The sequence below is a fragment of the Micromonospora sp. MP36 genome (assembly GCF_008119785.1).
In the GTDB taxonomy this organism is placed as follows: Bacteria; Actinomycetota; Actinomycetes; order Mycobacteriales; family Micromonosporaceae; genus Micromonospora.
On the sequence record NZ_VSFA01000014.1, the window covers coordinates 15,861 to 34,825 of the forward strand.

21 protein-coding genes and 1 riboswitch are annotated in these 18,965 nt (G+C 73.9%); of the genes, 7 read left to right on the forward strand and 14 right to left on the reverse strand.

Annotated features, from left to right (window positions below; all coding sequences use genetic code 11):
• The first annotated feature begins 89 nt into the window (after positions 1 to 89).
• A riboswitch (TPP riboswitch) is annotated at positions 90 to 196 on the forward strand.
• Between the two features lie 73 nt (positions 197 to 269).
• The 3 genes from FXF52_RS13915 (at position 270) to FXF52_RS13925 (ending at position 3,179) form a co-directional block, all read left to right on the forward strand.
• The gene (locus FXF52_RS13915) at positions 270 to 857 is read left to right on the forward strand and encodes an ECF transporter S component (protein WP_148797287.1); all 588 of its coding nucleotides are present in this window, start codon (positions 270 to 272) and stop codon (positions 855 to 857) included.
• 109 nt (positions 858 to 966) lie between these two features.
• A complete protein-coding gene (locus FXF52_RS13920) occupies positions 967 to 2,382 on the forward strand; it encodes an ABC transporter ATP-binding protein (protein ID WP_148797290.1) in 1,416 nt (471 codons plus the stop codon).
• Complete coding sequence (locus FXF52_RS13925) at positions 2,379 to 3,179, forward strand: energy-coupling factor transporter transmembrane protein EcfT (protein WP_148797293.1); 801 nt, start codon at positions 2,379 to 2,381, stop codon at positions 3,177 to 3,179. The genes FXF52_RS13920 and FXF52_RS13925 overlap by 4 nt, the downstream gene beginning before the upstream one ends.
• Positions 3,180 to 3,187: 8 nt before the next feature.
• On the opposite strand, the gene FXF52_RS13930 is transcribed toward FXF52_RS13925, so the two are convergent.
• Entirely contained in the window at positions 3,188 to 3,838 is a 651-nt protein-coding gene (locus tag FXF52_RS13930; RefSeq protein WP_148797296.1) for a response regulator transcription factor, read from the reverse strand.
• Positions 3,835 to 5,034: a sensor histidine kinase gene (locus tag FXF52_RS13935; protein ID WP_148797299.1), complete on the reverse strand. Its 1,200-nt coding sequence runs from the start codon at positions 5,032 to 5,034 to the stop codon at positions 3,835 to 3,837. The genes FXF52_RS13930 and FXF52_RS13935 overlap by 4 nt, the downstream gene beginning before the upstream one ends.
• Positions 5,035 to 5,188: 154 nt before the next feature.
• Here FXF52_RS13935 and FXF52_RS13940 point away from each other — a divergent pair, with 154 nt between their 5' ends.
• Positions 5,189 to 5,884 carry a hypothetical protein gene (locus tag FXF52_RS13940; protein WP_148797302.1) on the forward strand — a complete coding sequence of 232 codons (696 nt, stop codon included), beginning with the start codon at positions 5,189 to 5,191 and terminating at the stop codon, positions 5,882 to 5,884.
• 202 nt (positions 5,885 to 6,086) lie between these two features.
• Here the strand turns inward: FXF52_RS13940 and FXF52_RS13945 are convergent, their stop codons facing one another.
• Positions 6,087 to 6,260, reverse strand: coding sequence for a hypothetical protein (locus tag FXF52_RS13945; protein WP_255471932.1), 174 nt, complete (start codon positions 6,258 to 6,260; stop codon positions 6,087 to 6,089).
• Between the two features lie 304 nt (positions 6,261 to 6,564).
• On the opposite strand from FXF52_RS13945, the gene FXF52_RS13950 reads away from it, so the two are divergent.
• Both FXF52_RS13950 and gndA read left to right on the forward strand, forming a co-directional pair.
• The gene (locus FXF52_RS13950) at positions 6,565 to 6,861 is read left to right on the forward strand and encodes an MTH1187 family thiamine-binding protein (protein ID WP_148797305.1); all 297 of its coding nucleotides are present in this window, start codon (positions 6,565 to 6,567) and stop codon (positions 6,859 to 6,861) included.
• Between the two features lie 108 nt (positions 6,862 to 6,969).
• Positions 6,970 to 8,412 (forward strand): NADP-dependent phosphogluconate dehydrogenase, encoded by a 1,443-nt coding sequence (gene gndA / locus FXF52_RS13955; RefSeq protein WP_148797307.1) that lies wholly within the window; start codon positions 6,970 to 6,972, stop codon positions 8,410 to 8,412.
• A gap of 90 nt (positions 8,413 to 8,502) precedes the next feature.
• Here the strand turns inward: gndA and FXF52_RS13960 are convergent, their stop codons facing one another.
• The 4 genes from FXF52_RS13960 to recO all read right to left on the reverse strand — a co-directional run bounded on the left by FXF52_RS13960 (position 8,503) and on the right by recO (position 10,799).
• Positions 8,503 to 8,733, reverse strand: a complete 231-nt coding sequence (locus FXF52_RS13960) for a thioredoxin reductase (RefSeq protein WP_148797309.1) — start codon at positions 8,731 to 8,733, stop codon at positions 8,503 to 8,505.
• Between the two features lie 126 nt (positions 8,734 to 8,859).
• The gene (locus FXF52_RS13965) at positions 8,860 to 9,045 is read right to left on the reverse strand and encodes a hypothetical protein (protein WP_148797310.1); all 186 of its coding nucleotides are present in this window, start codon (positions 9,043 to 9,045) and stop codon (positions 8,860 to 8,862) included.
• 68 nt (positions 9,046 to 9,113) lie between these two features.
• Positions 9,114 to 9,914: an isoprenyl transferase gene (locus FXF52_RS13970; protein WP_148797385.1), complete on the reverse strand. Its 801-nt coding sequence runs from the start codon at positions 9,912 to 9,914 to the stop codon at positions 9,114 to 9,116.
• A gap of 12 nt (positions 9,915 to 9,926) precedes the next feature.
• A complete protein-coding gene (recO, locus tag FXF52_RS13975) occupies positions 9,927 to 10,799 on the reverse strand; it encodes a DNA repair protein RecO (RefSeq protein WP_148797312.1) in 873 nt (290 codons plus the stop codon).
• Positions 10,800 to 10,901: 102 nt separating this feature from the next.
• On the opposite strand from recO, the gene FXF52_RS13980 reads away from it, so the two are divergent.
• Positions 10,902 to 11,675: a DUF4097 family beta strand repeat-containing protein gene (locus tag FXF52_RS13980; RefSeq protein WP_148797313.1), complete on the forward strand. Its 774-nt coding sequence runs from the start codon at positions 10,902 to 10,904 to the stop codon at positions 11,673 to 11,675.
• Between the two features lie 110 nt (positions 11,676 to 11,785).
• Here FXF52_RS13980 and FXF52_RS13985 read toward each other — a convergent pair whose 3' ends face one another.
• From FXF52_RS13985 to FXF52_RS14015, 7 genes are all read right to left on the reverse strand, one after another.
• Complete coding sequence (locus FXF52_RS13985) at positions 11,786 to 12,952, reverse strand: acyltransferase (protein ID WP_148797315.1); 1,167 nt, start codon at positions 12,950 to 12,952, stop codon at positions 11,786 to 11,788.
• A 208-nt stretch (positions 12,953 to 13,160) separates the two neighbouring features.
• The gene (gene era / locus FXF52_RS13990; RefSeq protein WP_148797386.1) at positions 13,161 to 14,060 is read right to left on the reverse strand and encodes a GTPase Era; all 900 of its coding nucleotides are present in this window, start codon (positions 14,058 to 14,060) and stop codon (positions 13,161 to 13,163) included.
• Between the two features lie 82 nt (positions 14,061 to 14,142).
• Positions 14,143 to 14,529, reverse strand: coding sequence for a cytidine deaminase (locus FXF52_RS13995; RefSeq protein ID WP_148797316.1), 387 nt, complete (start codon positions 14,527 to 14,529; stop codon positions 14,143 to 14,145).
• Positions 14,522 to 15,928 (reverse strand): hemolysin family protein, encoded by a 1,407-nt coding sequence (locus FXF52_RS14000; RefSeq protein WP_187413495.1) that lies wholly within the window; start codon positions 15,926 to 15,928, stop codon positions 14,522 to 14,524. The genes FXF52_RS13995 and FXF52_RS14000 overlap by 8 nt, the downstream gene beginning before the upstream one ends.
• Positions 15,904 to 16,377, reverse strand: coding sequence for an rRNA maturation RNase YbeY (gene ybeY, locus FXF52_RS14005; RefSeq protein WP_148797320.1), 474 nt, complete (start codon positions 16,375 to 16,377; stop codon positions 15,904 to 15,906). Before ybeY ends, FXF52_RS14000 begins: the two co-directional genes overlap by 25 nt.
• 18 nt (positions 16,378 to 16,395) lie before the next feature.
• A complete protein-coding gene (locus FXF52_RS14010; RefSeq protein ID WP_148797322.1) occupies positions 16,396 to 17,454 on the reverse strand; it encodes a PhoH family protein in 1,059 nt (352 codons plus the stop codon).
• A 138-nt stretch (positions 17,455 to 17,592) separates the two neighbouring features.
• Complete coding sequence (locus FXF52_RS14015; RefSeq protein WP_148797323.1) at positions 17,593 to 18,963, reverse strand: serine hydrolase; 1,371 nt, start codon at positions 18,961 to 18,963, stop codon at positions 17,593 to 17,595.
• Positions 18,964 to 18,965: the final 2 nt, after the last annotated feature.

The following is an 18,965-nucleotide window of genomic DNA, read 5'->3' on the forward strand; positions in this document are numbered from 1 at the left end:
AGTTGGTCAGCCTACCCAGCCGGGCCGGCGCCGCCCGCCCTGCTGGGCCGGCGGTGGGCGCCGGTGCTAGCGTCTGCCGGAGACAACTTCACATCCGACAGGGGAGCGCACAGCGCTGAGAGTGCGGGCCGGTGCCCGCAGACCCTCGAACCTGATCTGGGTAATGCCAGCGCAGGGAGTTCGGTCAACCTCCAGCCGCGCCGTCGTCCGGGCATCCGGACGCGGCGTGCGTCTTCTCCTGGTTCACCCTCGACGAACTGGGAGCAGCCATGAACCACACCACCAACCGGTGGCGGACCATCGACATCGTCATCGCCTCCGTGATCGCGGTCGCCTTCGGCGTGATCTTCTGGGCCTGGGGCCTGGTCTGGAGCGCCACCGACGCCGCCTTCGCCTTCTTCCCGCCGGCGCAGACCCTCATCTACGGCGTCTGGCTGGTGCCGGCCGTCCTCGGCGGCCTGGTCATCCGCAAGCCGGGCGCGTCGCTGTACTGCGAGCTGGTGGCGGCGATCGTCTCCGCGCTGCTGGGCAGCCAGTGGGGCGGCACCGTCATCGTGCAGGGCCTGATGCAGGGCGTCGGCGCCGAGCTGGCCTTCGCCGCTCTGCGGTACCGCTCGTACCGGCTGCCGGCCGCGCTGCTGGCCGGTGCGCTGACCGGCCTGACCGCGGCGATCTTCGACTTCGTCTACTGGAACAAGACCTACGAGCTGGTCAGCTACCGGATCCCGTACGCGCTGCTGACGATCGTGAGCGCCACCGTGATCGCCGGCGCCGGCGGCTGGTTCCTCACCCGCGCGCTGGCCAACACCGGCGTCCTCGACCGCTTCCCCGCCGGCCGCGAACGCGCCGCCGTCTGACCGCCGGGACCAGCGGGTTGATCATGAGGTTGGCGGCGATGTGGATCTCTGAAACTGCCGCCAACCTCATGGTCGACGGTGCGGGGTGGGCCGGGAAGGGGGTGTGGGTGTGAGCGCGGTGGTGTTGCGGGGGTTCGGGTGGCGGCACGCGGGGCGGAAGGGGTGGGCCGTCCGGGGGGTGGACCTGCGCGTCGAGGCCGGGGAGCGGGTGCTGCTGCTGGGGGCGTCCGGCGCGGGCAAGAGCACCCTGCTGGCGGCGCTCGCCGGGCTGCTGCCCGAGGACAGCGGCGAGCAGGAGGGCACCGTCGAGATCGACGGGCTGGACCCGCGCAAGGCCCGGGAACGGGTCGGCGTCGTCTTCCAGGACCCGGAGACCCAGCTGGTGATGGCCCGCTGCGGCGACGACGTCGCGTTCGGGCTGGAGAACCGGGGCGTACCCGCCGAGGAGATCTGGCCCCGGGTCGACGAGGCGCTGCGCCGGGTCGGTTTCCCGTACCACCGGGACCGGCCCACCGCCGCGCTGTCCGGCGGTGAGCAGCAGCGCCTCGCCCTCGCCGGGGCGCTCGCCCCGCGGCCCGGGCTGCTGCTGCTCGACGAACCCACCGCCAACCTCGACCCGGCCGGTGCCGCGCTGATCCGGCGGGCCGTCGCGGACGCGCTCGACGTCGACACCACGCTGATCCTGGTGGAGCACCGGGTCGCCGAGGCGCTGCCGCTGGTCGACCGGGTGGTCGTGCTGGAGGCGGGCGGCGGGGTGCGGGCCGACGGGCCGCCCGACTCGGTGTTCGCCGCGCACGGCGACGCGCTCGCCGCCGCCGGGGTCTGGGTGCCGGGTCGCACCGTGCCGCCCCGGCCCGCCACCGCGCCGCCCGGCGACTGGTTGCTCACCGCCGACCGGCTCGGCCTGCCGCCCCGGCTGGCCGCCGTCGACCTCGAGGTACGCGCCGGCGAGGCGCTCGCCGTCCTCGGTCCGAACGGCGCCGGCAAGTCCACCCTGGCCCTGCTGCTCGGCGGCCTGCTCCGCCCCGGCGCCGGTACGGCCACCGCCACGGCCGCCCTGGCCGGGCGGGACGCGCGCACTCCCCCGCACCGCTGGCGCGCGCCCCTGCTGGCCCGGCGGATCGGCTCGGTCTTCCAGGACCCGGAACACCAGTTCGTCACCGGCAGCGTCTACGACGAGTTGGCGCTCGGCCCGCGCCGGACCGGCCAGCCCGAGGCGGCGGTACGGGCCACCGTGGACGGGCTGCTGGACCGGCTGCGGCTGACCCGGCTGGCCGGCGCCAACCCGTACACCCTCTCGGGTGGGGAGGCGCGGCGGCTGAGCGTGGCGACCGCCCTGGCCACCGCGCCCCGCCTGCTGATCTGCGACGAGCCCACCTTCGGACAGGACCGGCGGACCTGGGGGGAGCTCGTCGACCTCTTCGCCGAGCTGCGCGACGCCGGCCACGGCGTCGTCGCGGTCACCCACGACCCGGACTTCGTCGCCGCGCTCGCGGACCGGACCCTCACCCTGGAGCGGCCGTGATCAGCGTGGCACCGGTGGCCCGGCCCGGTGCTCCGCTGGCCCGCCGCAACCCGGTGGCGAAGCTGGCCGCCGCGCTGGTCTTCTCGTTCGTCCTCATCGCCACCCTGGACCCGGTGGCCCCGGCGATCGCCATCGCCATCGAGCTGGCGGTGCTGCCGCTGTTCGGCATCCGCTACCGGATCCTCGCCCGGCGGGCGTGGCCGTTGCTGGCCAGCGCCGGCGGCATCCTGGTCACCCTGGTGCTGTTCGCCGCCGACCGGTCCGGCCGGGTGCTGGTCGAGGCCGGCCCGGTGGTGGTCACCGAGGGGGTGCTGGTCACCGCGCTGGGCCTGGTGCTGCGGACGCTCGCCGTGGCGCTGCCCGGGATCCTCGTCTTCGCCACCACCGACGCCACCGACCTGGCCGACGCGTTGATCCAGAACGCGAAGGCGCCGGCCCGGTTCGCCATCGGCGCGCTGGCCGCGTTCCGGCTGGTGCCGCTGCTGGAACAGGAATGGCGGATGATCAGCATGGCCCGGCGGGCCCGGGGCGTGGACGCCGGCCGCAACCCGGTCGCCAAGCTGCGGCTCTTCGTGTCGACGGCGTTCGCCCTGCTGGTCGGGGCGATCCGCCGGGGCACCCGGCTGGCCGTCGCGATGGACGCCCGTGGGTTCGATGCCGGCCTCCCGCGTACGGTGGCCCGGCGGCAGCGCTTCACCACCGCGGACGGCCTGCTCGTCGCGGGCGCGGCGGCGCTGGCCGGCGCGGCGCTGGCGGTCAGCGTCGCGCTCGGCACCTTCCGCCCGCTGATCGGCTGACTGCTCGGTCAGCGCCGGGGCTGGGCCACCCCGCTCCGGTACGCCAGCACGACCGCCTGCACCCGGTCCCGCACGCCGAGCTTGGCGAAGATGCGGTTCACGTGCGTCTTCACGGTGGCCTCGCCGACGAAGAGCTGTTCGGCGATCTCCCGGTTGGACAGCCCGAGCGCCATCATCCGCAGCACCTCGGTCTCCCGCGCGGTCAACTCCGCCAGCCCCGGGTGCGCCACCACCGACGCCGTCGCGGTGTAGTGGTCGATCAGGCGCCGGGTGATCGACGGGGAGAGCAGGGCGTCGCCCCGGGCCGCGGTCCGCACCGCCTCGGCGAGCTCGCGGGGCGGGGTGGTCTTGAGCATGAACCCGGAGGCACCGGCCCGCAGCGCCCGGTAGACGTACTCGTCGAGGTCGAACGTGGTCAGCATGATGATCCGGGTCTCGCTGCGCACGGCCAGGATCCGCTCGGTGGCCGCGATCCCGTCGGTGGGCGCCATGTGGATGTCCATCAGCACCACGTCGGGCGCGTGTCGGGTCGCGAGTTGCACGGCTTCCTCGCCGTCGGCGGCGTCGCCGACCACCTCGAGGTCCGGCTGCGCCGTGAGGATCATGCGAAGGCCGCCGCGCACCAGCGCCTCGTCGTCGGCGATGAGTACCCGGGTCATCCGGTGAGCCCCGTCGTGGCGAGCGTGCCGACCGACGCCTCCGCGTCGAAGGGCAGCTCGACGCGTACCTCGAAGCCGCCCCGCGGGCGCGGGCCGGCGGTGACCGTGCCGCCGAACAGCTCCACCCGCTCGCGGATGCCGGTCAGGCCGTGCCCGGTGCCGGCGCTCCGCCGGGCCCGGCCGGTGCCGTCGTCGGTCACCTGCAGCCGGAGTGCGTCGCCGGTCACCTCGATCGAGACGCGGACCGCCGCGCCCGCCGCGTGCCGGGCGGCGTTGGTCAGCGCCTCCTGGAGGATCCGGTACCCGCTGACGTCGGCGGCGGCCGGGATCATGTCGAGGTCGCCCGTGACATCCACGTCGACCTGCCCGCCGGCGAGGCGTACCCCGGCGGTCAACGGTTCGAGCCGCCGTAGCGAGGGCAGCGCCTCCGGGGCCGGCTCCGCGCCGCGGAGGATGACGAGCAGCCGGCGCAGCTCGGTGACCACCTCACGCCCGACGTCCTGCACCGCGTCGAGGGACGTGCGGGCCTGCGCCGCGTCCGAGTCGAGCACGGCCTGCGCCGCGGCGGCCTGCAGCACCATCACCGAGACCCCGTGCGAGACGATGTCGTGCAGCTCCCGGGCCACCCGCAGCCGCTCGTCCGTCCGGGCGGCGGCCTCCCGCTCGGCGGCCAGCGCCACCAGCCGGGCCGCCTGCGCCCGCCGCATCCGCACGGCGTACCCGGGGCCGAGCACGGCGAGCCCGACGAACAGGATGAACACCCAGTCGGAGTCGCCGGCCACCGCGTTCTCGATCCCGAGCGGAACGAAGTAGCTGACCGCGGCGACCGTGAAGGCGGCCCGGCCGCCCACGGCGACACAGCCGAAGGCGGCGGCGAGCAGCGCCAGCAGTGGCACGACCGGCCACTCCGGCAGGACCGGCGTGAAGCTCTGCGCGGTGAAGCAGGCGCCGGCAAGGACGGCCGCCGCCCGGGGGTACGCCGTGCAGCCGGCCACCGCGAGGCAGTAGCCGACCAGCAGCACGGTCAGGACGGCGAGCCAACCGGCGGAGAGGGCGGCGAGGTCCGGTCCCTCCCCCTCGACGTAGCCCGCCAGCGGGACGTAGAGCTCGGCCAGGCCGAACGCGAGCAGCGCGGCACCGGCGAGCGAGGTGGCCGCCGCGCGCCACCGGGCCCGGACGGCGGGGGTGGCTGACATGCCCGAAGGGTAGCGACGGCGGCCGCGGTTCCGCGTCCACCCACGGGTGTAGCGGGGGCGGCCGAGGCTCCACCCGGGGATCAACTTCCGAGCCGACGACCCGGCCCCGGTGCTGCTCCTAGCGTCCCTGCCACGACCTCGGAAGGAGACACTGATGGACGACAGCACCGGGCGGCGGCGGAGCCTGCGGCTCACGGCGGGCGCTCTGCTCACCGGCGGCGTGGTGTACGGCGCCGCGAACGCCTTTTACTGGGTGATGTTCCCGGACGACGTGGCCGACACCGCCGACAACGTCACGGTGGCCGCCGGGCACCTGGGCGCGTGGCGGGTGGAGACCGTCCTGTTTGCCCTGGCCCACCTGCTGCTGCTGCCGGCGACCCTCGGGCTGGCCGCGACCCTGGGCCGACGCAAGCCGGTGGTGGCCACCGTCGGCGGCGCGGCGAGCCTTTTCGGGCTCTACTTCTCCACCGTCCACCTGTGGCAGTACAACGCGTTCTTCGGCGCCCTGGCCGGTGGTGGCGTGGACGCCGCCGCCGCCCGGCCGGTGACCACCGCGATCGACGGGGACCCGTTCGTGATGGCGTCGTTCGCCGTATGGCTGCTCGGCTGGCTGGTCGGCCTCCTCGTGCTCGCCTTCGGCGCCTGGCGCGCCCGGCTGGTGGCGCTCTGGGTGCCACTGGTCCTCACCGCCGGGCAGGTGCTGGACCTGGTCGGCTCCGGCGTCCCGGTCAAGGTGGTGGTGAGCGCGCTGATGGTGGCCGGCTTCGTCGGCCTGGCCCTCGGCGTCGAGCGGTCGCGTGCCGCCGAGGCGCCGGCCGGGACGGCGACCCCGGCGACCGCCGCGGCCTGAACGGCGGGGCGGGGCGGCCGAGTGCCGCCCCGCCCCGGACCGGCCGGTGCGGGCCGCCGTCACCGCCACTTCGGGTGACCTCATGGCCCGGGACCGGCCGGTGCGGGTCGCCGCCACCGCCGCTTCAGCGAACTCGCGGCATCCGGCGAGCCGGCACACGGCAGCATCGGCGAGGCGGCGTCACCGGGAGGCCCGCCGGGCCTCAGCTCCGCCGGAACGCGTAGAACTTCGGCTGGCCGGCGCGCTGGCTGCGCCCGGCGAGGCGGGCGTCGCGGCCGGCCGGCGGGCCCGCCTTGGGCGGGGGCGGAGTGTCGGCCCGGGCGGGCAGGATGACCGGGGACGCGACGGTCAGCGTGTCGAGGTCCGGCGGGGTCACGTCTGCAAGGGACGGTTTCGGCGCCGGCTTGCGGGATTTCTTCGGACTGCGTTTGGCGGGCATACGATGCCTCCTGACTGTCGGGGCGCCGGACGGCGCGGCGAGCGGACAGGCTCCGGCGGGTCCGACGCGGGACGCCGCGGCTGACGGCGGCGACGAGAAGGCGGACGCCCGGAGCGGGACTGGTCCGCGGCGCGACACGGCGGCGGACCGGGCTCGGTGGAACGGGCGTCAGTTACGCATGCCGACACGCTAACCGGCCCACCCGCCGGCGCGCAGCCGAATTACTGGCACGATCGGCGGCATGCTGATCGCGTTCTCGATCACCCCGCTCGGCGTGGGTGAGTCCGTGGGCGACCTGGTCGCCGACGCCGTCCGGGTGGTCCGGGAATCCGGCCTGCCCAACCGGACCGACGCCATGTTCACCAGCGTCGAGGGTGAGTGGGACGAGGTGATGGCGGTGGTGAAGCGGGCCGTCGACACCGTCGCCGCCCAGGCGCCCCGGGTCAGCCTGGTGCTCAAGGCGGACCTACGCCCCGGGGTCACCGATGCGCTGACGGCGAAGGTCGCCCACGTGGAGTCCCGCCTGGCGGAGGGCTGAGGTCGGAGCGCCATCCTGGCCTCACCCCGCGTTGACGTCGGGGCCCGCGCCCGCATCGACCGCGATACGGTCGCAGCACGGGCAGCCCGACGAGAGGTGGCGGTACGCATGGCTGAGCAGGCGACGGCACAGATCGGCGTGACCGGTCTGGCGGTGATGGGCCGTAACCTGGCCCGAAACCTGGCCCGCAACGGCTTCACCGTGGCGGTGCACAACCGCTCGCCGCAGCGCACCCGCAGCCTCGTCGCCGAGCACGGCGACGAGGGCCGGTTCGTGCCGTCGGAGTCGCTGGCCGACTTCGTCGCCTCGCTGGAGCGCCCGCGTGCCGTGATCGTCATGGTGAAGGCGGGCGCGCCGACCGACGCGGTGATCGACGACCTGGTCCCGCTGCTGGAGGCGGGAGACATCATCGTCGACTGCGGCAACGCCCACTTCGCCGACACCCGCCGTCGGGAGGAGGCGCTGCGCGGGCACGGGCTGCACTTCGTCGGGACCGGCGTCTCCGGCGGTGAGGAGGGCGCGCTGCACGGCCCGAGCATCATGCCGGGCGGCTCGGACGAGTCCTACCGGAAGCTCGGCCCGATCTTCGAGCGGATCGCCGCGCAGGTGGAGGGCACCCCGTGCTGCCGGCACATCGGCCCGGACGGCGCCGGCCACTTCGTCAAGATGGTCCACAACGGCATCGAGTACGCCGACATGCAGCTCATCGCCGAGGCGTACGACCTGCTGCGGGCCGGCCTGTCGGCGAGCCCGGCGGAGATCGCGGAGATCTTCCGCGAGTGGAACACGGGCGAGCTGGAGTCGTTCCTCATCGAGATCACCGCCGACGTGCTGGCACACACCGACGCGGCGACCGGCCGGCCCTTCGTCGACGTGGTGCTCGACCAGGCCGAGCAGAAGGGCACCGGCCGGTGGACCGTGCAGAGCGCCCTCGACCTCGGCGTCCCGATCACCGGCATCGCCGAGGCCACCTTCGCCCGGTCGCTGTCCGGCCACGCCGACCAGCGGGCCGCCGCCCGCCGCGCCTTCCCCGACGCGGGCGCGAAATGGGAGGTCGACGACGGGGAAACCTTCGTCGAGGACGTGCGGCGCGCGCTGCTGGCCAGCAAGATCGTCGCGTACGCGCAGGGCTTCGACCACATCCGGGCCGGCAGCCGGGAGTACGACTGGGGCATCGACCTGGGCGGCACCGCGACCATCTGGCGGGGCGGCTGCATCATCCGGGCCCGCTTCCTCGATCGGATCCGCGAGGCGTACGACGCGCAGCCGGACCTGCCGACGCTACTGGTGGCGCCGTGGTTCGCCGATCGGGTCAGCGCCGGGATCCCGGCCTGGCGGCGGGTGGTGGCCGACGCGGCCCGGGCGGGCGTGCCGACCCCGGCCTTCTCGTCGTCGCTGGCCTGGTTCGACGCGCTGCGCGCGGAGCGGCTGCCGGCGGCGCTGATCCAGGGGCTGCGGGACAACTTCGGGGCGCACACCTACCGCCGGGTGGACCGGGACGGCTCGTTCCACACCCGCTGGGCGGGAGACCGCTCCGAAGTGGAGGCCTGACCGCGGCTTGATCCACTCGAGGTGCCGCAGGTCGCGCCGTTCGTCGGCTCTGCCGCCGCGACATGCCGCATCCCGTGGGGGCGCGGACGCTCACCAGGCCCGTTCGGTGGCGTCGGCAGGGGTGGGTGCCCAGTCGGCGGCCGGTTCGCCCTGTGCCAGCTCGGCGATCTCGCCAGAGCGGACCGCCGGGGTGTGCCCGAGCTCGGCGCAGTACCGCTCGGCGACACCGGCGCAGAGGTCCGCGACCCGTTCCCGTTGTGCGGCGTCGACCAGGTCCGCACCGGCCAGCGCAGCCGTCATCTCGTACCGGAGATCCCGCATGCCCACCCCCGTGGCCGGGCGCGACCGGGCGGCGCGCCCTCGCGCCGATGGTATGCGCTGCGGCCGCGCCGCCCGCCGGAAACGTGTCGACGCCGCCCCAAACAGGGACGGCGTCGACCTCGGTCGTCACCAGAACCGACGACGTTTCACCTTCTGTGGCCGCAGCAGGTCGGCGCCCTTGGCGAGGAGTCGGCTCACTCCGGTCGGGCCGCGGCGGGCCTCCAGGGAGTGGCTCAGCCGGCGCGCGCCGGCCGCCGCCAGCGGGACGGCGACCGCCATGAGCGCCCACTGGGCGATCCGCTTCTGAATCATGTTGGTTCACCTCCGCGATCGGCTGCTGTCGAGGTGATACCCCGCGCACCGCCCCGGTAAGCCTGCCCTCAGGTGCCCGGGGCCACCGGGTTCGGCAGCGCGCCGCCGAAGCGGCGGTCCCGCTGGGCGTAGAGCTCGCAGGCGTACCAGAGGTGACGCCGGTCGAAGTCGGGCCAGAGCGTGTCCAGGAACACCAGTTCGGCGTACGCGCTCTGCCAGAGCAGGAAGTTGGAGGTGCGCTGCTCGCCGGAGGGGCGCAGGAAGAGGTCCACTTCGGGGACCTCCGGGTGGTAGAGGTACTTCGCGACGGTCTTCTCGTTGACCTTGCCCGGGTCGAGCCGGCCGGCGGCCACGTCGCGGGCGATCGCCGCGGCGGCGTCGGCGATCTCCGCCTGGCCGCCGTAGTTGACGCAGAACTGCAGGGTCAGCGTCGAGTTGCCGCGGCACATCTCCTCGGCGGTCTGCAGCTCGGAGATCACGCTCTTCCAGAGCCGCCCGGCCCGGCCCGACCACACCACCCGGACGCCCAGGTCGACCAACTGGTCCCGGCGGCGGCGGATGACGTCGCGGTTGAAGCCCATCAGGAAGCGGACCTCGTCCGGCGAGCGCCGCCAGTTCTCGGTGGAGAACGCGTACGCCGACAGGTAGGGGATGCCCAGCTCGATCGCGCCCTCGATGGTGTCGAAGAGGCTGTATTCCCCCTGCTCGTGACCCTTGGTGCGGGGCAGCCCACGCTCCTTGGCCCAGCGGCCGTTGCCGTCCATCACGATGGCGACGTGCTTCGGCAGGGCATCCGGGGGCAGCGCGGGCGGCCGGGCCCCGGACGGGTGCGGAGTCGGTGGCACCGGCTCGCGCCGGCCTGCCCTCATCGATCGGATCACTTACGTCTTCTCCCTGTTCACACCAGCGGCGGTGGGCCCGGCGCCGGTGCCCGGCAGGACCCCACCCGGCCCCGAGCCACCCCGCGGCGGGACCGTGCCGGAGGCCGGGCCACCCCGGTCGACCAGCGGCAGCGAGCGTAGCGCGCGCTCCAGGTGCCACTGGAGGTGCGCCGCGACAAGACCGCTGCACTCCCGGCGTACGCCGGTCTCGGTCGCGTCGGCGTATGTCCAGTCGCCGGTGGTCAGCGCGGACATCAGCGCGATCGTGGCCGGGGCGGGGTGGGCGGCGCCGGGCGGCCGGCAGTCCGGGCAGACCACTCCCCCGGCCGGTACGGAGAACGCCCGGTGCCGCCCCGGGGTGCCGCAGACGGCGCAGGCGGTCAGCGCCGGCGCCCAGCCGGCGAACGCCATCCCGCGCAGCAGGTAGGCGTCCAGCACCAGGGTGGTGGCGTGCTCGCCGGTGGCCAGCGAGCGCAGCGCGCCGAGGGTGAGCTGGAACAACCGCAGCGACGGCTCCCGCTCGATCGGGGTGAGCCGTTCCGCGGTCTCGGCGATCGCGCTGGCCGCCGTGTAGCGGGGGTAGTCGCCGAGGAACCGCTTGCCGTAGAGGTCGATCCCCTCGACCTGGCTGATGGTGTGCAGCGAGCTGCCCTGGTTGCCCTTGGGGTCGCCGGCGAGCTGGAGGTCGACGTGCCCGAACGGCTCCAGCCGGGCGCCGAACCGGCTGGTGGTGCGCCGGACGCCCCGGGCCACCGCGCGCAGCCGGCCGTGCCGGCGGGTGAGCAGGGTGATGATCCGGTCGGATTCGCCCAGCTTCTGCACGCGCAGCACCACCGCGTCGTCGCGGTAGAGCTGTCGGCGGTACCCGGCCATCGGGTCATTCTCCCTCGGGGTGCGATCTCAGGGTCGGTTCGGGGTGGATCGGCGGTCGAACCCGGATGTGCCGCCCCGGAGGTCGCCCGTAGCGTGCTGACCATGGCTGTGCACCGGACCGTCGCCGCCGCCGCGGCGGCCTCCCTGATCCTCCTCTGCGGGTGTGACACCATCTCGTTCCGCCGGCTCGACTACGACAACACCGAGGCGGTGAAGATCACCCGGATCACCGTGGAACCGGGCGCGGGCAACGTCACCGTCCGCGCCGCCGGCTCCGCCGCACAGGTACGCATCAAGCGAACCGTCCGCTACCAGGGCGGGCAACCCGACACCCGGTACGAGATCAACGGCGACGAGCTGGTGCTGCGCACCGACTGCGGCCCCCGGTGCAGCATCTCCTGGGAGGTGTCCGCCCCCGAGGGCGTGGCGGTACGCGGCGAGACCGACTCCGGGGACGTCGAGATGAGCCAGGTCGGCGCGGTCGAGTTCAAGCTCGGCTCGGGCAACGTCTCGGTCAGCGGGGCGCACGGCGACGTCCGCGCCGAGACCGGTTCCGGGAACATCGACGTGGTCGACGCGGCCGGCGCGGTGCGGCTGCGCGCCACTTCCGGCGACATCACGGCGCAGCGGCTCGCCGCCGGGGTGGACGCGGAGACGACCTCCGGCAATGTGACGGTGGAGCTGGCCACGCCGGCGTCGGCGCGGGTGCACGCCGGCAGCGGCGACGTCGAGCTGGCCGTGCCGGACGGCCGGTACCGGGTGCGGGGCAGCACCGGCTCCGGCGACCGGGATCTCGGCGTGACCGACGATCCCGCCGCCGCCCTGGTGCTGGACGTCAGCACCGGCAGCGGCAACGTGACCATCACCCGCCGCTGACCGCCGCGTCCACCCCACCCACTCGCCCTCCCCGGCAGCCGCGCTGATGCACCGGCCATTCCCCGGGCGATGGCCACTCATTCCGTGACTGAGTCCCCACAGGCGGCGGGTCAGCCGGTGCCGAGTTCGGTCCCGGCGCGGTCGTCGGCCCGTCGGGGCGCGGGAACCCCGCGCGGGGCGCTACGGCGGGACGCGCCGGCCGCCGCCAGTTCGGTCTCCGCGCCGGCCGGCGCGGGGCTGGCCGGGACGGCGGCCGCCCGCTCGGCCAGGGTGGGCCGGGGCCGGCCGGGAAGCACCTCCGGCGTACGCCGGGCCGCCACGTCCTCGACCCACCCGACCAGCAGGGTGACCACGCCGACCAGCGCGAACACCAGCACCACCCGGATCGCCAGGCCGAGCGGGTCGCGCGGGGTCCAGCCGACCAGACCGACCAGCGGGGTGAGCGCCACCACGAACGGCATGTGCCACAGGTAGATGGTCAGCGCGCGACGGTTCAACAGGGTGACCGCCCGGCTCACCAGCGGGATGCGGTCGACCCAGCGCGCCTCGGTCGGGGCCCGGCCGATCGCCACCAGGATGAAGGCCGCCGACCAGAGTGCGTTGCCGAGGTGGATGTCGTTCAGGTCGTAGCCACGTGGACCGGGGTGGGTGAAGATCCAGGTCAGGCCGGCGGCACCGAGGGCGAGCGCGGCGGGTACGAGGACCCGGTTGCGCATCCGGCGCAGCATGCCCTCGTGGTGGGCGAAGCCCAGCAGCCAGGCGCCGAAGTACAGGCCGAACTCGCGCAGCACCCCCGGCGCGTCCGGATAGACGCCCAACTCGATCAGCACGAGCAGCACGTACGGGGCGAGGAGGGTGGGCAGCGGCGCCCGGCGGAACAGCCACAGCGCGAGCGGCGAGACCAGCACGAACCACAGGTAGTCCCGGAGGTACCAGATGGGGCTCAGGGCCAGCCCGCCCCAGTAGTTGGCCGGTGGGTCACTGACCGGGAAGAGCCAGAGCAGCACCTTCGGGCTGAACGGCAGCCCGGTGAACAGCATGGCCGGCACGAACACCAGGGCGAGCACCCAGAGCGACGGCAGCAGGCGACGCAGCCGGCGCGCCACGGCCGGCACACCGGTCCGGTCCAGCGAGGCGGCCATCAGCGAACCGGCGAGCGCGAACATCACCGACATCGCCGGGAAGATCAGCGTCAGGGTCGCCGAGCCGATGACGTGGTAGACGACGACGCGCACGATGGCCAGGAAGCGGAGCAGGTCCAGGTATCGGTTTCGCATAACCCTGCATCTATGTCCGGGGGCTCGGGGATCAACCTCTCCCTACCCTCCGACCCGAGCGTGCGAAACCGCGAGGTGCCGGGGCCAAAAGTGAAACTTCCCATAAAGCCGACCGATCCGGACCAGCCGGTGAGGACCGGTCACCGGACCCCAAAAAAGCGCACCGGCGGTGCCGGAAAGCTCCGGCCCGCCGGTGCGGGGGATTCGTTCAGAAACCGAGTTTGCGCAGCTGCTTCGGGTCGCGCTGCCAGTCCTTGGCGACCCGGACGTGCAGGTCCAGGTAGACCCGGGTGCCGAGCAGCTCCTCGATCTGCCGGCGCGCGGTGGTGCCGACCTCCTTGAGCCGGCTGCCCCGGTGACCGATCATGATCGCCTTCTGGCTGGGCCGCTCCACGTACACGTCGGCGTAGATCTTGGTGAGCTGTCCCTCCACGATCATCTCCTCCACCACCACGGCGATGGAGTGCGGCAGCTCGTCCCGTACGCCCTCCAGCGCCGCCTCGCGGATCAGCTCGGCGACCAGCACCTGCTCGGGGTCGTCGGTGAGCATGTCGTCCGGGTAGAGCTGCGGCGACTCGGGCAGGTAGCCGGTCATCACGTCGACCAGGGTGTCCACCTGGTGACCGGAGACCGCGCTCACCGGCACCACGTCGGCGAAGTCGGCCAGCTCGCTCACCGCGAGGAGCTGCTCGGCGAGCCGCCTGCGGTCCACCAGGTCGGTCTTGGTGACCACGGCCAGCACCGTCGCCTTGAGGCTGGCCAGCTCGCCGGTGATGAACCGGTCGCCCCGGCCGATCGGCTCGTTCGCCGGGATGCACAGGCCGATCACGTCGACCTCGCTCCAGGTCTCCCGGACCAGGTCGTTCAGCCGCTCGCCGAGCAGCGTACGGGGACGGTGCAGGCCCGGGGTGTCGACCAGCACGAGCTGCGATTCCGGGCGGTGCAGCACGGCCCGGATGACGTGCCGGGTGGTCTGCGGCTTGTTCGAGGTGATCGCGATCTTGGTGCCGACGATCGCGTTGGTCAGCGTCGACTTGCCGGCGTTCGGCCGCCCGACGAAACAGGCGAAACCCGCCCGGTAGGGACGCGGCTCCTCCGGGTCCGGCACCGCGGTCGCACTCACGCCACCGCTCCGCTTCGCTCCGCGCCGGCGTGCGGCTCCCAGGTGCTGTGCCGGATGGTTCGCTCGCTCACTCGACCACCGTGCCGAGGACGGTGCCGTCCGGGGCGGCCACGTGGATCGGCGCGTCGACGGAGAGGTCCCGGACCGCCGCGTGCCCGGCGCCGTCCAGCGTCGAGGCCTCGGTCACCACTACGGCGGCCTCCAGCCGGCTGGCGCCGGCGGCCACCGCCGAGGCGACCGCCAACTGGAGCGCGGTCAGGGTCAGCGACGGCAGGGCGACGCTGGCCGCCGCGTACGTCCGGCCGTCCTGGTCGCGAACCGCCGCGCCCTCCACGGCGCCCACCCGGCCGCGTGCGCCCCGGGCCAGGACGACCAGCTTGCCGTCCTCGGCGGTCAGCTCGGCCGGGTCGGACGGGGTGGGCCGGGCAGCCGGCACGACGGGTGACTCAGGCATCGGCGGGTTGCCTCTCCTCGGAACGGTTGTGGTTGCCGCGGGGCTCGGCGTGGTCGCCACGCCCCCCGCTGTCGGACGCGTCGCTCGGCGCGACCCGGCGCACCAGCACGGTGTCGATCCGGTTGCGCCGCCCGGTGGTGCCCTCGGCGATCAGCCGGAGCCCGGCGACCTCGGCCTCGGCGCCCGGGATCGGCACCCGGCCGAGCGACTGGGCGAGCAGGCCGCCGACGGTCTCCACCTCGTCGGTGGGCAGCTCGGTGTCGAACAGCTCGCCCAGATTCTCCACCGGCAGCCGGGCGGTCACCCGCACGGCCCCGTCCGCCAGGTGCTCGACCGGCGGGCGTTCGACATCGTACTCGTCGGTGATCTCACCGACGATCTCCTCCAGGATGTCCTCGATGGTGACCAGACCGCCGGTGCCGCCGTACTCGTCGACCACGATGACCAGGTGGTTGCGGGCCGCCTGCATCTCCGACAGCAGGTCGTCGACCGGCTTGGACTCCGGCACGAACGTCGCCGGGCGCATCAGCTCGGCCACCGGCAGCTGCCGGGCCTCCGGGGCGCCCTGGATGCGCCGGATCAGGTCCTTGAGGTAGAGCACCCCGAGCACGTCGTCCACGCTCTCCCCGATCACCGGGATCCGGGAGAAGCCGGAGCGCAGGAAGAGCGCCAGCGCCTGGGCCAGCGTCTTGCTCTCCTCGATCCACACCATCTCGGTGCGGGGCACCATCACCTCGCGGGCGATGGTGTCGCCGAGCGCGAAGACCGAGTGGATCATCTGGCGCTCGCCGTGTTCCACCACCCCGCGCTGCTCGGCGAGGTCGACCAGTTCGCGCAGCTCCACCTGGGTGGCGAACGGCCCCTCACGGAAGCCGCGCCCCGGGGTGACCGCGTTGCCGATCAGGATCAGCAGCGAGGCGAGCGGGTTGAGCGCCCGGCCCAGCCAGCGCACCAGCGGCGCGACCGCGCGGCCCACCGCGTAGGCGTGCTGCCGGCCGAGGGTGCGCGGCGCGACGCCGACCACCACGAAGCTGACCACGGTCATCGCCCCGGCGGTGACCAGGGCGGCCCGCCAGCCCGCGCCGAAGCTGTCCACCGCCACCAGCGCGACCAGCGTGGTGGCGGTCAGCTCGGCCAGCAGTCGGACCAGCAGCAGCAGGTTGAGGTGGCGGACCACGTCACCCGCGACCGCCTGGAGGGTACGCGCCCCGCGTGCCCCGTCCCGGGCCAGCTCGGCCGCGCGAGCCGGGGAGACCGCGGCCAGCGCCGCCTCGGTCATGGCGATGAGGCCGGCGAGCACCACCAGCCCCGCCGCGACGAAGATGAGCTGGAGATCGGGCAGTCCCGCCGGAGCGCCGGCCGCCAGGGTGGTCATCATTTCGACCGGGACGACCGCCAGCTCGCCAGCAGTCGGGCCTGGAGACCGAACATCTCCCGCTCCTCCTCCGGCTCGGCGTGGTCGTACCCGAGCAGGTGCAGCACACCGTGCACGGTGAGCAGGTGCAGCTCGTCGGCGGCCGAGTGGCCGGCGGTGGCGGCCTGCTTGGCGGCCACCTCCGGGCAGAGCACGATGTCGCCGAGCAGGGCCGGCTCGCCACCGGCCGGGCTGCTCTCCCCCGGACCGTGGTCGACGCTGCCCTCGTCCATGGGGAAGGCGAGCACGTCGGTCGGGCCGTCGCCGCCCATCCAGCGATGGTTCAGCTCGGACATGTAGTCGATGTCGACCAGCAGAATGGAGAGCTCGGCGAGCGGGTTGACCCCCATCTCGTCGAGGGCGTGCCGGGCGACGGCGAGCACGGCGTCGGTGTCGACCTCGACACCGGACTCGTTAGCGATCTCGATGGACAACTGTCTTCCTCTGGTGGATTAGCGGCGCCGGCCGGCCCGGCCGCCCTGGGCGGTCCGCCCGGGCACGGCGTGCACGCCCTGTGCCTGCTGGTTCTCCCGCTCGGCGTCCCAGCGGGCGTACGCGTCGACGATCTCGCCCACCAGCTTGTGGCGGACCACGTCGGCGCTGGAGAGCTGGGCGAAGTGCACGTCCTCGACGTTGCTCAGGATCTCCCGGACCACCCGCAGGCCGCTGGTCGTCCCGCCGGGCAGGTCCACCTGGGTGACGTCACCGGTGACCACGATCTTGGAACCGAAGCCGAGCCGGGTGAGGAACATCTTCATCTGCTCGGGCGTGGTGTTCTGCGCCTCGTCCAGGATGATGAACGCGTCGTTGAGCGTCCGGCCGCGCATGTACGCCAACGGCGCCACCTCGATCGTGCCGGCCGCCATCAGCTTCGGGATGGACTCCGGGTCGAGCATGTCGTGCAGCGCGTCGTACAGCGGCCGCAGGTACGGGTCGATCTTCTCGTTCAGGGTGCCGGGCAGGAAGCCCAGCCGCTCGCCCGCCTCGACCGCCGGCCGGGTCAGGATGATCCGGTTGACCTGCTTGGCCTGGAGCGCCTGGACGGCCTTCGCCATGGCCAGGTAGGTCTTGCCGGTGCCGGCGGGGCCGATGCCGAAGACGATCGTGTTGCCGTCGATCGCGTCGACGTACCGCTTCTGCCCGAGCGTCTTGGGACGGATGGTGCGGCCGCGCCGGGAGAGGATGTTGAGCGTCAGGACCTCGGCGGGCCGCTCGGTGCTGCCCTGCTCGAGCATGCCGACGGTCCGCCGGACGGCGTCAGTGGTCAGGGTCTCGCCTTTCTCGATGAGTTCGAGCAGCTCGCTGAAGAGGCGCTCGGCGAGGGCGTTGTCCGCGGGCGCGCCGGTGATGGTGATCTCGTTGCCACGCACGTGGACGTCACTGTTGACCGAGCGTTCGACGAGCCGCAGGATCTCGTCGCCCGCGCCGAGCAGGTTCACCATGATCTTCTGGTCGGGGACCGTGATCCTGGTCTGCACCCGGGGCGGGCCGGGAGGTGGGGTGCCGGTCATAGGTCGGGCCGTCGGGCCCTGCGCCACCTGCTCTCGATCTCGGCGCCGGGCCCTGCTGGCGCGGCGGTCGGACGTTACACCCATCGTATCGGGTCAACACCCGCCGCACCTCGCGCATTTCCGCCGGTAGGAGATCAACTACTCGCGGAAGTCGTACCCGTCGAAGGTCTCCTGGTGGCGGGTGAAGCGGTAGGTCGCCCAGTGCATCCGGACCACCGCGCCCTGCTCGTCGCGGGTCAGCCGGAGCAGCTCGCCCACCTCCCGGCCGGCCACGGTCCGGAACACGTCCGGCCGGTCCGGCAGCGGCGCGAAGACCGCCGGTGGCTTGCCGGCCGGGTCGTCCGCGCCCCGGGCCCGCAGCGCCCCGTCGTGCCAGGAGAAGACGTACTCGAAGCCCTCGCCCCACCAGCGGCCCAGCACCCCGCGCAGGTGCGCCGGGGCGGGCGGCCCGGGACGCCACGGCTCGATCTCCGCCGGGTCGTACTCGGCCGCGACGGCGAGCAACTGGTGGGCCAGCTCGAACACCGGCACGCCGGTGCCGGACGAGCCGAGCACGGCGCAGCCCATCGCGCCGGCCGTGCCGTCCCCGCCGCGCCGGCCGTAGACGGCGGCCAGGAAACCGGGCATGGCTCCGTCGTGCCCCACGTGCACCACCCGTTGCGGCTGCGGCACCAGGATCAGGCCGAGCCCGAAGCCAGCCCCCCACAGCGTCTCGTCGGTGGTGGTGAGCGGCCAGCGCATCTCGTCGAGGGTGGCCGGGGCGAGCACCGCGCCGGCCGGATCCAGCGCCGCCGGGTCGGCCAGAAAGGCGGCCCAGCGCGCCATGTCCGGCGCGGTGCTCCACAGCTGCGCCGCCGGGGCAACCGCGCCGAAGTCGGTGGGCGGTTCCGGGTGCGCCTCGTCGGAGTACGCGTCGACCAGGAACCCGGTCGCCGCCCGCTCGCCGGGCGTGGGGCCGGTGGCGGTCAGCCCGAGCGGGGCGAGCACCCGCTCGGCGAGCACCTCGGCCCAGGTGCCGCCGCGCAGCCGGGCGACCAGCTCGCCGAGGAGCGCCATCCCGAGGTTGGAGTAGTGGTAGCGCCGGCCGGTCGGCAGCACCCGCTCCACCCGGGCCAGGTCCGCGATCAGCTCGCTGACGCCGGGCGCCAGCAGGCTGTCCCAGACGTCGCCGTGCGGCTCGCGTTGCAGGCCCGCGGTGTGCGACAGCAGCCGGCGTACGGTCAGCTCGCCGTGCGCCGGCAGGTCGAGGTGCCGCCCGATCGGGTCGTCCAGGTCCAGCAGCCCGTCGTCGCGGCACTGCATGACCAGCACGGCCGTGAAGGTCTTGGTGACCGAGCCGATCCGGAACACCGTCTCCGGGCCGAGCGGGCTGTCGTTGCCGGTCCCGCCCACCGTGCAGGTCCAGAGCGGCCGGTCCGCCCGGTGCAGGGCGGCCGAGACCGCCGGGATCCGGCCGTGCGCCTGCGCCTGCCGCACCATCCGGTCGAGCCGGTCATGCACCGTGATCATGC